Annotated in this window: 14 protein-coding genes; 5 read left to right on the forward strand and 9 right to left on the reverse strand. The window is 38.2% G+C overall.

Annotation, left to right across the window (positions count from 1 at the left end; all coding sequences use genetic code 11):
- Positions 1-397: 397 nt before the first annotated feature.
- Genes C1A06_RS03360 through C1A06_RS03375 form a run of 4 tightly spaced genes read right to left on the reverse strand, consistent with a single transcriptional unit; the run spans position 398 to position 4064 of the window.
- Positions 398-1069 carry a 2-C-methyl-D-erythritol 4-phosphate cytidylyltransferase gene (locus tag C1A06_RS03360; protein WP_101688808.1) on the reverse strand — a complete coding sequence of 224 codons (672 nt, stop codon included), beginning with the start codon at positions 1067-1069 and terminating at the stop codon, positions 398-400.
- A 1-nt stretch (position 1070) separates the two neighbouring features.
- The gene (gene xseB / locus C1A06_RS03365) at positions 1071-1268 is read right to left on the reverse strand and encodes an exodeoxyribonuclease VII small subunit (protein ID WP_101688809.1); all 198 of its coding nucleotides are present in this window, start codon (positions 1266-1268) and stop codon (positions 1071-1073) included.
- Positions 1269-1275: 7 nt separating this feature from the next.
- On the reverse strand, positions 1276-2604 hold the full coding sequence (gene xseA, locus C1A06_RS03370; RefSeq protein ID WP_101688810.1) for an exodeoxyribonuclease VII large subunit: 1329 nt from the start codon (positions 2602-2604) through the stop codon (positions 1276-1278).
- Between the two features lie 53 nt (positions 2605-2657).
- The gene (locus tag C1A06_RS03375; RefSeq protein ID WP_101688811.1) at positions 2658-4064 is read right to left on the reverse strand and encodes a S8 family peptidase; all 1407 of its coding nucleotides are present in this window, start codon (positions 4062-4064) and stop codon (positions 2658-2660) included.
- Between the two features lie 129 nt (positions 4065-4193).
- On the opposite strand from C1A06_RS03375, the gene C1A06_RS03380 reads away from it, so the two are divergent.
- From C1A06_RS03380 to C1A06_RS03390, 3 genes are read left to right on the forward strand one after another with little or no spacing between them, the layout of a single operon-like run.
- Positions 4194-6032, forward strand: coding sequence for an ABC transporter ATP-binding protein (locus C1A06_RS03380; RefSeq protein ID WP_101688812.1), 1839 nt, complete (start codon positions 4194-4196; stop codon positions 6030-6032).
- A gap of 22 nt (positions 6033-6054) precedes the next feature.
- On the forward strand, positions 6055-6822 hold the full coding sequence (trmB, locus tag C1A06_RS03385; RefSeq protein ID WP_101688813.1) for a tRNA (guanosine(46)-N7)-methyltransferase TrmB: 768 nt from the start codon (positions 6055-6057) through the stop codon (positions 6820-6822).
- Positions 6823-6856: 34 nt separating this feature from the next.
- Complete coding sequence (locus C1A06_RS03390; RefSeq protein WP_101688814.1) at positions 6857-7972, forward strand: Mrp/NBP35 family ATP-binding protein; 1116 nt, start codon at positions 6857-6859, stop codon at positions 7970-7972.
- A gap of 54 nt (positions 7973-8026) precedes the next feature.
- Here C1A06_RS03390 and C1A06_RS03395 read toward each other — a convergent pair whose 3' ends face one another.
- Positions 8027-8689, reverse strand: a complete 663-nt coding sequence (locus tag C1A06_RS03395) for a helix-turn-helix transcriptional regulator (protein WP_145996330.1) — start codon at positions 8687-8689, stop codon at positions 8027-8029.
- A 495-nt stretch (positions 8690-9184) separates the two neighbouring features.
- Between C1A06_RS03395 and C1A06_RS03400 the strand changes: the two genes are divergently transcribed.
- Positions 9185-10012, forward strand: a complete 828-nt coding sequence (locus tag C1A06_RS03400; protein WP_101688816.1) for a GNAT family N-acetyltransferase — start codon at positions 9185-9187, stop codon at positions 10010-10012.
- Between the two features lie 9 nt (positions 10013-10021).
- On the forward strand, positions 10022-10873 hold the full coding sequence (locus C1A06_RS03405; protein WP_221405673.1) for a polysaccharide deacetylase family protein: 852 nt from the start codon (positions 10022-10024) through the stop codon (positions 10871-10873).
- 2 nt (positions 10874-10875) lie between these two features.
- Here C1A06_RS03405 and C1A06_RS03410 read toward each other — a convergent pair whose 3' ends face one another.
- From C1A06_RS03410 to C1A06_RS03425, 4 genes are all read right to left on the reverse strand, one after another.
- Positions 10876-11988 (reverse strand): acyltransferase family protein, encoded by a 1113-nt coding sequence (locus C1A06_RS03410; RefSeq protein ID WP_101688817.1) that lies wholly within the window; start codon positions 11986-11988, stop codon positions 10876-10878.
- A gap of 117 nt (positions 11989-12105) precedes the next feature.
- Positions 12106-13347, reverse strand: coding sequence for an ABC transporter permease (locus tag C1A06_RS03415; protein ID WP_101688818.1), 1242 nt, complete (start codon positions 13345-13347; stop codon positions 12106-12108).
- 6 nt (positions 13348-13353) lie between these two features.
- Entirely contained in the window at positions 13354-14523 is a 1170-nt protein-coding gene (locus tag C1A06_RS03420; RefSeq protein WP_101688819.1) for an ABC transporter permease, read from the reverse strand.
- 8 nt (positions 14524-14531) lie between these two features.
- Complete coding sequence (locus tag C1A06_RS03425) at positions 14532-15530, reverse strand: HlyD family secretion protein (protein ID WP_101688820.1); 999 nt, start codon at positions 15528-15530, stop codon at positions 14532-14534.
- Between the last annotated feature and the right edge of the window lie 5 nt (positions 15531-15535).

The following is a 15535-nucleotide window of genomic DNA, read 5'->3' on the forward strand; positions in this document are numbered from 1 at the left end:
TCTATACACGAAAACCCGAATATAACAGCTAATGCTATTATTAGGTATATTGTTGTGAGTTTGAGGTATAATTTGGTTGGCTGATTAGTTATCCAAAGTATGATCAATGTTATGAAAGGGATGATCAATGTAGTTGAAGTGACAATATTGTCAAACCGAAATCCTTTACCCATTGCGGTTTTGATTATTGGATACATCTCACTGTTTGATGGGTAAAGCTGTATAATATCATCATACTGATGATATATAAATATCAGTCTGAATATCGTAAGTAATATGATTGTGAGTATATATATTGGTAGTAAGAACTGAAGTAGTATATCAGCGTATTGTGTAGAACGTTTCATGAAGAATTATCGCTTTTGTTAAATATGTAAGTTTGTTCTATACAGTAATGTTAGTGTTTCCCTAATATCAGTTCTCCAATTTTAAGGTCTATTGGCGTAGTTACTTTTATGTTTGTGATTTCGCCTTGAACTAGTTTTATTTCCTGCCCTAAAGTTTCTACAACCGAAGCATCATCGGTAAATATATTACTGAATTCTTGTTCGTAAGCTTTTTTTAATAGCACGACCGAGAATACTTGGGGTGTTTGTACTTGCTTTATTTTCGAGCGATCGATAATTTTGCTTTTGCCATCTTCTTGTATTTGTCTCAAGCTATCAGTAGCATCTACGACAGGTATAGCTGCTGCGTTATCCCTTGCAGCCAAGAAACAACGACCAATCAGTTCTTCGCTAGCAAATGGACGTGCGCCATCGTGTACGGCTACAAGACCATCATCAACTAGAGCCAAACCATTTTTTACCGAATGAAAACGTGTTTCACCTCCAATGGTAACAACATGAGGTACGTCGTAATTGTATTTTTGACAAAGCTCCTGCCAATACTCGCGGTGTGATTCGGGTAAAACAAGGATAATGCGTATCCAACTGTCGAAACGAAAGAATGCATCGATGGTGTGCATAAGGATAGGTTTACCGCCTATTTCTATGAATTGTTTTGGAAGTTCGCCTCCCATGCGTAAGCCCTTTCCTCCGGCAACAATGATTACATTTAGCTGTGCCATATTATTCGATTTTATCTAGGATTTTCTGAATCTCGTCATTTGTCTTGAATAATTTCTCCTTACAGAATTTAATCAAAGTAGCAGCTTTTTTTACGTCTTCCAATAGACGATCGACATCCAGATCTTCGTTTTCGATGCGTTGCATAATTTCCTGTAGTTCTTGCATTGCTTCTCCGTAAGTTTGCTCTTTTTTAGCCATATAGTTGTTAGTTTTTTACAATTGATTTCACTTCGCCATCAGCAAAATAACTTGTCAGTTCGTCATTTGCCTGCAATTCTTTTGCCGATTTTATAACTTTCCCATCCTTTAAGGTTACCGAATAACCTTTTTTCAAAATATGCTGAGGGGATACAAGTTCTATAAATTTAGCAATATTATCAAGTCGTTCGCTTTTCTGATCTAGTTTATTCTTAATGTTTTTGTGTAATTGTTCTGATAAAACGTTTAGCTGATCGGATTCTGATTCTGCTCGTTGAGCTGCTCGTTGTATACTGTTCGCATAGTTTGCAAATAGCATGTTGCTATCTTTCAGGTTCGAAAGTATTTCTTTCTTCAGACTGATAGTCATAACATCGAGAATGTTCGACTGCTGATTGTACCAGCTCTTTCCGAAATAGTAGAATTCCTTTTCGAAATGATTCAGAGTTTGAACCTCATTTTGTAATAATGCTGGTACTTCGGATGCGAAGAAGTCTTCGACTTCGGATAAAGAGTCAGCTAAATAGGTCATTTCATCAATCAGAAATTCAGCTACTGCTGTAGGTGTTTTTGCTCGTGTATGAGCAACTATATCTAGTACAGTTTCGTCTCGTTCGTGTCCGATACCCGTAATGATAGGCAGCGGAAACTGTGCGCAACTGGCTGCTAGCAGGTACGAATCGAAACAACTTAGCTCGGAAGTAGCTCCTCCTCCTCGAATAATAACAACTGCATCAAAGCAATCTTGATTATCATATATTCTTTCGAGAGCCGATATTATTGAGTCTTCCGCCCGATCGCCTTGCATGATAGCAGAAAAGAGCTTTGTATAAAAAGCCAGTCCTAGAGGGTTACGAGATAATTGATCGCAAAAATCTTCGTATCCGGCAGCGGTTGGCGATGAAATGATAGCTATGCGATTGGCTGGTGTAGCTAATTCCAATTCTTTGTTGAGTGTCAATACTCCATCTTCTTCCAGCTGACGAAGTATTGCTGTGCGATTCAGGGCCTGATCGCCAAGTGTGTACGCGGGATCGATATCGTGTACGACGAGGCTTAATCCGAAAACTTCGTGAAAAGATATACTAACTTGTACTAAGACCTTCAAACCCGAAGCGAAGGGTTGTCCCGTTGATGACTCGAAATAGGCTTTCAGCATGTGGAATGTGCTTGCCCATATCATTGCGCGCATCTTGGCTACAACACTTCGTCCCGATGCATCTTTTTCAATAAATTCGAGATAGCAGTGCCCGTTCTGATTGGCGCGGACATCACTAGTTTCGGCACGTACCCACATCAGTTCGGGGAGGCCACCCGAAAGAGTAGCTCCTATCATACGATTCAGATCGTAAAGCGATATTGCCTGATTGTCTGCCAATGCTGTATTCCTTATTTCTTTTTAGTTTTGCGTTCTTGTTTTTTCTTCAACAAAGCTTCTGCTTTTTGTATTGCTATTTTTATGTTCGGAATGCCATATCCGTAGTTTTCATCGGGATTTTCGTACTTGTGTCCCGATTCTTGTATGATATTTAGTAGCTCAATATTTGATAGTTCTGGATATGCCTGCCACAAACAAGCTACCACACCTGTCATGATTGGTGACGAGAAAGATGTGCCGCTTTTGTAGGCAATTGTACCTCTAGAGTCTATTACAGTCGAGTTTGCTCCCAGTGTCATAACATCGGGTTTGACGCGTAAATCGGCAGTCATCCCGCGAGAGCTGAAACGTGCTATCACTGAGTCTTGACGGATAGCACCAACTGTGAGCACATTGTACGCATCCGATGGTGGTGTTATTTTTCGCCATTCGCTATCGCCTGAATTGCCGGCACTTACTACGACAAACATCCCTTTGCGAACAGCCATGTTTGCTCCTTTCGTTATGAATGCTGTTCGTCCGTCCAAGTCTTCGTGTTTGTAAACGTGGGCTGGATTGTCGAACGAGCTATAACCTAGCGAGGTATTAACAACGTCTACACCTACGCTGTCTGCGTATTCTATTGCAGCTACCCAATAATCTTCTTCGATAGGAAATTCGCTATTGCTATCCTCAGTCGTAAGAAGCCAAAAATCTGCTTCAGGAGCAGTTCCGACAATATATTCAGGTTTGTTTGCTGCTATACATGACAAAACATTTAGTCCATGCTGATTACCTTCGACATATGCATTTTGCATGCCATCTACAAAAGATTTCTGACCTTTTATACTGATGTTGTCTAATAGTTCAATTGACGGAAGATGTTTGAATCCTGCATCTATCACTGCTATATCAATACCTTTTCCTTTAAATCCGATTTTATGTAATGTGTCTACATTAAGAGCCTTGATGTTTTGATATCCCCATCCATAATAATCGCCGGGCAGTGCTTCCTGAAGATTCGGGAGTTTCAACGTATCGGGATAAGTTACGACTTTCGGTTCTGTACGTTTCCCTTTCCATACGAAAATAGCATCATTAACGAAAGGTAAACTTTTTAAACTATCAATCATTGCGCTGTCTTGACAATTGACTGATACAGAGTTGAGCCATTTACTTTTTGTAACTACTCTTGCTCCGAGTGATTCTATTTTGTTGATGTATTCACCAGATATTGGTAAGTCACTGATAGTTATGTTTATATTTTGTTTTTTGCGTCGTTCGATAGATTTTGCTGATAAGAATTCTTCAGGACGGTCTACTTCGTATTTCGTCTTGCCCTTATCTTTGAGTATGAGTCTGAACTTGTAATCATACTCTTGTGCATAAGAGGAAGTTAGCAGTAGCGTGCAAAAAAATAGTAATAGCAAATTTTTCATAATTTATTATCAGTTTGATACAAAAGTAAATATAATTGTTTTAGTAAGGAAAAAATAATAACTAACTTGCGCCCTCAATTGAAAACAAAGCCCTTTCGGAGGGCATTTTTTTGAACTTAAAACAGTCTGATGAAAGATTTTATTAAACTGATAAAACGCTTTGTTCCTCCTTATAAGAGGCAGGTGTTTTTGAATATTTTCTTCAATATATTGAGTGCATTTCTTAATGTTTTCTCATTTGCCCTGATAATCCCTATTCTTCAAATTCTATTTAAGGTAAACGATGCGGTATATGAATATATGCCTGTCGATAACTCGAGTTTAAGTGCTATGCTAGATTTCGATGTGCTGAAGAATAATGCTTATTGGTATATGAGTAATATGATCGAGCAAAGTGCAGGTGGGACAGTATTGCTCATGTTGGGCTTGGCTTTGGTATTCATGACCACGCTGAAAACTTTGACAACATATATGGCTGCTTATTATATAGTTGATGTGCGTACGGGAGTAGTTCGTGATATTCGTAAGCAAATCAATGATAAAATACTTTCATTGCCATTGAGCTTCTTCTCGAACGAACGTAAAGGTGATATCATTGCCCGCATGACTGGAGATGTGAACGAAGTCGAAGTTTCGGTGATGAGTTCTCTGGATATGGTCAGTAAGAATCCGATAATGATCATCATCTATCTGGGGACAATGCTATTTATCAGCTGGCAACTGACAGTTTTTGTGCTTATTCTATTGCCTATTGCAGGTTATATTATGGGCAAAGTAGGTAAAAGTCTGAAAAGAAAATCGCTGGAAGCTCAAAATCTATGGGGACGATTGATCTCGATGGTTGAAGAAACGTTGGGAGGGCTGCGTGTCATTAAAGCATTCAACGCTGAATCTAAGATAGAAGGTCGTTTTGATGGAGAGAGCAATATATTCAGACAAATGACAAACCGAATTGCGCGCCGTCAACAGTTAGCTCATCCAATGAGTGAATTGTTGGGAACAATTACGATTGTAATTGTCCTTTGGTACGGGGGATCGTTGATTTTCTCGGCAAATAGCACAATCGATGGTGCTCAGTTTATCTATTACTTGACCATATTTTATCTGATAATCAATCCTGCAAAAGATTTATCGAAATCAGTTTACGCTATTCAGAAAGGGATGGCTTCGGTTGAGCGTATCGATAAGATTCTCAAAGCTGAAAATACAATTGTAGATCCAGAGAATCCAAAAGCAATTAAATTTGAGAAAGAGATTTCTTACCGTGATATCTGGTTCAGGTACAATGAGAAGTGGGTGATTGAAGGTGTTGATGTGACGATACCAAAAGGTAAGACTGTAGCTCTGGTTGGACAGTCAGGGTCGGGTAAATCGACAATGGCCGATTTGTTGCCTCGTTTCTATGACGTTCAGAAAGGCGGAATCTACATTGACGATGTGAATGTAAAAGATGCCAAAGTATTCGATCTTCGGGCTCTGATGGGAAATGTAAATCAAGAAGCGATCTTGTTTAACGATACAATTTTCAATAATATAGCTTTTGGTGTTAATGATGCTACAATGGAGCAGGTGATCGAGGCTGCAAAAATAGCCAATGCACACGATTTTATCATGGAAACAGCAGATGGCTACAATACTAATATCGGAGACCGCGGAGGAAATCTATCGGGAGGACAACGCCAGCGATTGAGCATTGCTCGTGCCATTCTGAAGAATCCGGAGATTCTTATTCTTGACGAAGCAACTTCGGCTTTGGATACAGAATCAGAAAAATTAGTGCAGGAAGCACTTGACAAGCTGATGGCTAATCGTACAACTTTGGTTATCGCACATCGTTTGTCAACAATCAAGAATGCTGACGAAATTTATGTTATGCACGAAGGGCGAGTAGTCGAACGTGGTACGCATGACCAGCTGATAGCTATGGATGGTTATTATCGCAAATTAGTTGATATGCAACAATTCTAAAATAAGAGAATAAAGAATCAGAATGGGAAAGAATAAACTAGCTAAGTTTGCCAAAATGGAGGATTATCCTCATGTATTTCAATATCCTTTTTCGGTACTGAAAGAGAAAGGGTTTGATATGAAAGGGCATTGGAACGAACGCTTTTTTAAGAATAACAATCCGATCGTGTTAGAGCTGGGATGTGGCAAAGGGGAATATGCTGTTGGTTTAGCTAAAATGTATCCCGATAAAAATTTTATCGGTGTAGATATAAAGGGTGCACGTATGTTTACGGGTGCAACCGAAGCTTTGGAGGCTGGCTTATCTAATGTCGCTTTTTTGCGTACCCATATTGAACTGATAGCTCATTTCTTCGAAAAGGGAGAGGTTGCTGAAATCTGGATTACGTTTCCTGATCCTCAGATGAGAAAAGTAATTAAGCGAATGACATCTACCCGTTTTATGGAGATGTATGGTAAAATTCTTGGAGAAGGAAGTATAATTCATCTGAAGTCGGATAGTAACTTCATGTATACTTATACGTGTGAGATGGTGAAAGCTAACAATCTGCCCGTATTGTATTCTACAAATGATCTTTATCACTCGGATTTGGTAGACGATATACTAAAAATACAGACTTTCTACGAACAACAGTGGTTGGCTCGTGGTTTAAACATAAAGTATCTGAAATTCGAGTACAAGCATCTGACAGAATGGATCGAGCCGGATGTTGAAATCGAAAAAGATGATTATCGTAGTTTTGGGCGAAGTAATATGGAAAGTATTCAAACAAAACGGACGACAAAATAATAGAATTAAATATTTTACTTAAAACTCAAATATCATGGCAATATATCCAAAATTGATAATTGATGCCTTGCGGAACGTACGTTATCCGGGTACAGGCAAAGATGTAGTGGAGATGGGTATGGTGTCTGACGACATACATATCGCTGGTAATAAGGTTAGCTTTTCGTTGATGTTCGAGAAAGCAAACGATCCTTTTATCAAGTCGGTAGTTAAAGCCTGCGAAACAGCAATATTGACTTTTGCAGACCCTAATATCGATATAAAAGGAAATATTGATGTCGTGACAAGACAAGCAGCTCCAACTCCGGCAAAAGAAGCTAAACTGCTTCCTCAAGTTAAGAATATTATCGCCATTTCATCGGGAAAAGGAGGAGTAGGAAAGAGTACTGTTTCGGTTAATCTGGCTATAGCTCTAGCTAATAAAGGCTATAAAGTGGGATTGCTGGATGCAGATATATTCGGGCCATCGCTTCCTAAGATGTTTGGTGTAGAAGACGCTCGTCCAACATTGGATCCGGTAGATGGTAAAGAAATGATTTCTCCGATCGAAAAATATGGAGTGAAAATGCTTTCTATTGGTTTCTTCGTAAATCCGGAAAATGCAGTTGTATGGCGTGGAGCTATGGCAAGTAATGCTTTGAAACAACTGATAACAGAAGGAAACTGGGGAGAATTGGATTTCTTTCTGATGGATTTACCTCCTGGTACAAGCGATATACATCTTACATTGGTTCAAACATTGGCTATTACTGGTGCTGTGGTAGTAAGTACTCCCCAACAAGTGGCTTTGGCTGATGCCCGTAAGGGAATCGATATGTTTACGAACGATAAGGTAAATGTGCCGATTTTAGGGTTAGTCGAGAATATGGCTTGGTTTACGCCAGCCGAACTTCCAGAGAATAAATACTATATCTTTGGTAAAGGTGGGGCTAAGGATTTGGCTGAAGAAATGAACATTTCATTGCTAGGGCAAATTCCTATTGTGCAAAGTATCTGTGAAGGTGGAGACCAAGGTAAACCTGTGGCATTGAATGAAGATAGCATTACGGGAATGGCATTCGCTTCATTGGCTGATAACTTTGTTGCTGCAGTGGATAAGCGTAACTCTGAACAAGCTCCTACAGCGAAGGTAGATGTGAAGATTAAGTGATTTTGTTTCTTATACTATATATAATAGGCTGTTCCGTTTGTCGGAACAGCCTATTTATTTTAATTTGTTTAGATCTTCTATAATGAAGTCCCTTATATTGCCATAACCATCAATTCCGAGTTTTTTCCGGATAACAGATTTCTTGGATTGTACGGTATTGATTTTAAAGCGCATTATTGCTGCTATCTCTGTATTGTTGACCTCCATATAGGTCAAGCAACAAATGCGTATTTCCGCCTCATCTAGTTCGGGGTAAATCTGACGGAGCTTATCGGGTAGATTGTCGTACAATATGCTTATGGCTTTATAGGCTTTCTCCCAAGGATAGCTTTTTTTTCCGTAAACTACATCGTATGTTTTTCTTAAAATTCTTAGCCCAAGTTTGCGATCTTCCTCAGGAATGAATGATTCTATCAGAGCAGTATCGCTTAGAATTCTCAGATAGTCAGTTGCGACTTCTTTTGTTAACGTATTTCCTGTGTCTTTTTTTTCTTCCTTCGGATCAATATCTTTCGATTCATTGGTGTTTTGTTTATTCTTTTTGTGAATTTTGAAATAGAAAATAGACAGAGTTATAGCGGCAATCAGAAAGAATATGATTACTACAACAATTGTATTGCTGGGATAAATATTGCTGTGTAGAATGTAGTGTATGTTGTGCTTATAAACCATAAAACCGTAACATTTGGGATGGTAAAAGTAGCTAATTAAAGCCATAAAACGAATTTTTATCTGCTAAAATATCTATATACATCTATTTGTTGTTAAATGTTATTACACATTAAACCAGTATGTTAGATATTTTAAATCTATAAATAATCTATATACAGGCTTATAGATTATCTATAGTCTCGAAATACCCTTACCTTTGTACTATAGACAAGACAGATAGCGATTCTGTTGTAAGTGTCTTAAAGAATACTTTTTGACCAAACTTCTAAATCATATATATAATAATCCAAGATTTATTATAAGTATAACATCCTTTGCAGGTGTTTTTTTAGAATTTTAGACCTAAGTTAGAAATCCTTGCTGTGAAGCAACGAGAATTAGAATGCTAATTCAGTTTTATTATTTGTATACAGGATGACAATTGAAGGGAATCTCCGTAGAGGAGAAGCCCTTCAAATTTTTTATATAGGTGCGTTTTCGAGTAATACGGGAAAAACTTTCTATTTTTGCAAGTCATTCATTATTACATGATATGCGGATATGGAATATGAGATAAAATATATTGCTACTGATGACAATTCTTTGGTAGAGTTGCAACACTTTCTGAAGGTAGTATTTCCTCGTACTTCCAGATTTACTCTCGATTTTCTTCGTTGGCAATATAAAGAGAATCCTCTCGGTGAAATGGAGGGATTTAACGCTTGGCATAATGGGAGGATCATATCACATTTTGCGGGTCTCCCTATAGAAATGAACTTGTTTGATAAAAAACGTCGAGGATTGTTATGCATCAATGTCTCTACTGATCCGAAATATCAGGGTAAGAAGCTTTTCAAAACACTCGGAGAACGTACTGTAAAATATGCAATGGATAACGGATATGATTTTATGATTGCAGTGCCAAATGCCAACAGTAGTCATACTTTTCTAAAATATCTGGGCTTTTATTTAATTTCTCCTTTATCGGTAAAAGTTGGAATTGGGAATAATATTTTCTCGGATAGGCACTTTGATTGCTATAAATCATGGGACGAAAAACAGTATAAATGGCGTTTAAATAGCCCTGTAAACAAATATTCTTGCTCGGATGGGTGTCTGTATTCTCCAATTTCATTTTTTGCTAAAACTATATCTAAAATCAATTTGTTTAATAAGACAGTAGAAGAATTATCTCAGAATATAGGCTTTCGTCCATTGAATCTTTATGTCGGGTTAGGAGCTGACATTTCACGCGGATTTTACTTCAATATGCCTTCATTTATTAAGAGGCCGCCTTTTAATTTGGTTTTCAAGGATTTTACGGGAGAAATACCCCCTATACAAAAAGAAAACGTTTTTATACAATTAATTGACTTAGACACAATATAATACAAAATTATGAGCAAGCAAATCAATGTTTTAACCTTTGATATAGAAGAATGGTTTCATTTCGACATAGAATCTACAGAAGATACATGGTTGAGTTATCCATCACGTATCGATTTGTATTTGCCTCGGATACTTGATCGATTGGATGAACTTGATACTAAAGCTACTTTCTTTTGTCTTGGTTGGATTGCTCGTAATTATCCTGAATTTGTAAAACAAATAGACAGCAGAGGCCATAAATTGGCTTGTCATAGTGATAAACACTATTTTGTGCGTGAAATGACGCCGGAAACATTTGACGCAGATCTTCGTCAGTCGATAAATAGTATAGAAAATGTGACCGGAAAGAAAATTAATGCTTTTCGTGCTCCTGCTTTTTCTATTACCGAAGAGGCTACTTGGGCATTCGAAGTGCTTGCTAAAAATGGCATTGAGATAGATTGTTCGATATTCCCTACTACACGCAGTTTTGGCGGATTCCCATCGTTCGGAGAAGCAAATCCTGCTATAATAAAATACAAAGATTACTCGATCAAAGAATTTCCAATCAGTACTGGAACTTTTCTCGGAAAACAAATGGTTTTCGGTGGTGGTGGCTATTTCCGCTTATTTCCATATTGGTTTATCAAGAGAGAAATGAACAAACTCGATTATAATATGACGTACTTGCATATGCGTGACTTTGATTACGAACAACCTCGTTTCAATCATTTATCGGCAATGCGCAAATTCAAGTCATATTACGGGATGAAGAATGCATACCCTAAATTCGAGAGAATGTTGAAAGACTTCAAATGGGTAGATGTACATCAGGCAGCTGAGCTTGTGGACTGGTCTGCAGTGAAACAAATCGAACTTTAGCTTTATTGGCCAGATCTAGCAAACAGTTTTCTTCCAATAAGTCCGATTGTTTTCCCACTCATCCGATATGCTATTGATAGTATGTATGACACAAGTATGACAATGCATAAATGAATTAATCCTATAATCAATTGTTCTTCTATACTCTTATTTGCACAATGTTTTAGAGTGTACTTTTCTCTAATCATAGTATTGACTATGAACATGAACATACTTATTTTGCCTATAAAGACTAAAGTCTTGTACATGATACTTTTTGCCGGCAGATTTGCATAAAGAGGATAGAAAGTATATAGGATAATAATAAGTAAGGCTAGGTATGATAAAGGATGTACTATCTCGTAGAAGTTAGCTGTTATGGCTATCCCTAAAGCTATAATAAATGACCATATAGTTATTCTGTATTTGGGTGAAAAAGCGAGCAAAATGCCTAGAGTAAATTCAGGTAGATGTCCAAATATATTTCCATAGATTGGGTATTCTACTTTTTCTGCTAAGGGTGTCATTATATAAATCAATAAGTATGAGAAAAGGAATAAAATTAATAAGAAATTCTCTCCATATTTTTTTATGCCGAATAATATTAACGGGAAAATGAGGTATAATTGAGCAACTAGGCAGAAATACCAGAATGGCCCAGAATATTTGAACATTAGCTCTTCGTTGTAGTTTTTGAAAGGTAAAAATATTGTTTGTATTATGAACTCGCCAAATTCTTCTATATCTATAGTTCTTGATACGAGAATAAAATAAATTATATGTGCAAATATATATAGGGCTAATAGCTTTGTTGTATGGTGTATATAGTATGACTTAGTGTCGAACTTTTCTTTACCAAGATATCTTTTAGCTAAACCATAGCCACTAATAAAAATAAATAAAAGAACGGCTGGCCAGCTATAATAAGATATTAGCTCTAATGTTGTGTTCCATATATTGGGGTATTCAATAAGTTTGTCCCATAATCGGTACACTCTATCTGAGTCAAAGAACATTTCGTTTACTCCAATATCCGTGATATGATTGAAGAAATTATGAAGAACAATCAGTATTATAGCGATTGCCTTCATTATATTTACTTGATCTTTGTTTAGATTATATAGGGAGAGACTCATTAATTATATTTCTGAAATATCGACAAATATAATTAAATTAGCTATATTATATATTAAATCTAATTCTAATTACTGCAGATTTCAGAAGTAGATAATTGAAGCCTATTCTGACTGATCTTATCTACTAATATCCTTAGTCCCAAATATAAAATCATCATCTACTCGGTGCATTTCGCGACCTCTGTTGATAGGGTCATAGTTGCGAATCCACCACACATACATAAGTGTTGCAGTGATCCAATAGATTCCAGTTTGAATCCATAAGACGCAATATTCGAACCATACATCGGACAGAGTTGCTCCCATTGTACTGATTTTGACAAAACCATGTATTCCCGGTGTTGAAGGAATCATGTATGCGATAGATTGCAGCGCCCCAGGCATAGATATCCATGGCCACGATACACCAGATAGGAAAACGAATAGAACGCTCGTAAATACGAATAAAAGCATCCCGAACTCGCGTTGCGAACAAAAGTACGATATGGTCATGCAGAAGAAAGTTGCAGCCAGCAAGAACGGAAGAAGAAATACAGCTACTGTCCACGGATTACCTATCATCGGAAGATTGAAGATGTATGGCACTACGCGTAATATCCAAGCCGACATAATCACGTATATAGTTGCATAACAGAAAGCCTTTCCAATAGTCAGTTTGAACGCATTGACGCGTTTGCCTTTATGTGTGTGCGAAGCTATAGAATAGCGTTTTTTGTCGTTGTGGGTTCCGACTAGAGTTGCAATCCCCAATAGTAGTGTCTGTTGAATAATCAGAATAAGAATAGCAGGAATCAAAAAGCTGGCAAATCCGTTCGGTACATTGTAGAATGATACCCATTCGTTCAAAACAGCTTGTTCAGAAACTTTATCTTCCATTCTCGTTTTATACCCCATTTCGGCTACGCGAACTTGAGCGCCCATATCCAGAGAAACCTCGGTTGTTCCTAAAAGCATAGCCTTGTAAAACAACATGCTACTCATATCGGCATATACATTCACTTGCGCCTGCTCTTGACGGTGGATACGTTTACTAAAATCTTTAGGAATGTATAAAATGCCGTAAGCCTCTTTTCGGCGAAGGTGTTCTTTGGCTTCTTCCATATCGGTCGATTTTCCAACTATCTGAACATCTGGTGTAGCATCTAGTTTGCGGACGAATTCGCGGCTCATTGCTGAATGCGATTCATCGACTACAACCATTTTTACATCGTGTGCTACCTCGTTGTTGTAGATGTAGCTGTATAGTATGGGATATGCAAAAGGAACGATTATGAATAGGAGAATCACTGCTTCGTCGCGAAGTATGACCTTGAATTCATTGACCCAAACGTAATATATGTCTAAAAACCACCTTTTCATTCTTTTCTATTCTTCATATTGGTTTTTGTATAACAACTTTCGAATCGTTCCCCAGAAGAAGACAGATACCAAACCGAATGCCAGCAAGGCTGCGAAGTTATAAGCTGAGTAACCTATAGGGTAGCCATTCAATGCCTGATCGTTGTATATGAGTAGAAAATGGCGCATCGGGAAAAAATTGGATAAGCTCTGAAGATCTCCACTCATGGCAAGTACGGGGAAAGACATTCCCATAATTGAAAATGTTACCATTCCCAGCAGACTGGCTATGCTCAAAGCAAAGCGATAATTACGGAATATTGCTAACAGTATAATACCAAACCCTTGTGAAGCTATTATCAGACAGATATAATTTGCAAACATTGGCCAAAATCCGCAATGTAGAGGGAATTGCTTATAGTAGTATAGCACCGACATAAAAAGCAAGCTGATAATACTTGCAACTATCGTATATGGCAGCGTTTTTCCTATGATCGTTTTTCCAATTGAATTGCCAGATAATTCAAGCAAATATTTACCGCTGCTTTCTTTTAACTCTGAACCGAAGCTGGATACAGTAAACATAAATATAAGTAGTTGCAAAATAGCAGGTAGTAATAAGCTGTGCAGATACACTCCATAGTTGAGCCAAGGGTTACCTATCGGATTCGATGCTACTGATATAGGTTGTACAATGGGCATGATCTGTGATACTGTATAACCTTTGGCTTGCCCGGTTTGTAATCCGACTGATGCCGATGCAAGTGTAGAAATTGTCTTTAAATCCTGAAATAATAGCGATCCTGAAATGAGGAATGCATTATTGGTATAATATACCAATTTGGGTTGTTTGCCCGAAGCAGCATCGGTCGAGAAGTTTTGAGGAATGGTGAGGATTGCATATACTTCCATTTGCTCCATTCGTTGGCGGGCTTCTCTGAAATTCAGGCTTTTAAATTTAATATCTGTTTTAGGAAAGGCGTCAAGCTGACGGATAAGCTTGCGCGATGTTACCGAATTGTCGAAGTCAACTACTGCAATCGGAATTTTACGAGGCAATCCCTCGTCCATCATATACACTAGGACAAGCATCGACAATATGGGCGCAAGGATGAATCCCCAAATTAAAACTTTGGAAGAAGCAATGCGCTTGTACTCTCTGACAAATACGGGTATGATGCCTGTTTTTTCTATCATTGTCCGAATTACTCTTTGATGATGAGAGACATTCCCGGAATAACTTTTGTTTCCTCTTGATCGATAAATCGAGCTCTTACTTCGAATGTCTTACGATCATACTGCCCCGTTGTTTTGGTTGCTTTCCAAGCTGTGTACGATCCAAGATCTTTAAGGTAGTATATTTTCATCTTAACGTTACGATCCAGAGCCGGAACGAATACATCTATTTCTTTGTTCATCTCGTAATTCATCAGTCTGTCTTCTGTGATGTTGAATGAACCCCATTTATCGGAAAAGTCCATAATGTTGAATATTGGCGCTCCCGTCCCTACCAGCTCCCATTCGTTAGGGAATCGCTCGGATACTTGACCTTCGACCGGCGAAATAATGTATCCTTCGGCCACATAAGAAGCCACTTCGGCAATAGCTCCGCGTGCTCGATCAACTAGAGCAGCGGCAGCCATCTTATCTTCGCGTTCAGCACCATTCACAGCCATGTCGTATTGTGAGCGGGCAGCTTTTTCGGTCGCTATCGATGCGTTGTAGTTTGCTTCGGCTTCATCGCGTTTTTGAGCAGTTACAACTCCTTTGTCGAAAAGATTTTGTACACGTTTGAATGACTTTTCGGCTATGTCAACTCCTACTTTAGCCTTTTGCCACATCTCGTAGGCTGCTTGCTTTTGTTCTTCGCGTGCGCCTTTCTGTGCTTTCAGACTTTGTGCCAAGGCTCCTTCGGCAGCAGCATCGGCTTGAGTCAGTTTTGCATCTATATCCGGAGCACTAAGTATTGCAAGTGTATCTCCTTTCTTGACATAATCGCCTTCTTGCACATAAAATTTGGCAATACGTCCCGGTATTTTGCTCGAGATGCGTACTTCGGTTATGTCGGCTTCTCCTTGTATAATATTGTCTTTTCGATTCATAAAGAAAAATCCATAAAGGGCAATGGCAACTATAAATGCGATAAATGCAAGTATAGGAATGAGTTTTGATGAAGAATCTGTTTTAACGTTTTCAGTATTCATACTCC

The sequence above is a fragment of the Dysgonomonas massiliensis genome (assembly GCF_900240225.1).
Classification (GTDB): Bacteria; Bacteroidota; Bacteroidia; order Bacteroidales; family Dysgonomonadaceae; genus Dysgonomonas; species Dysgonomonas massiliensis.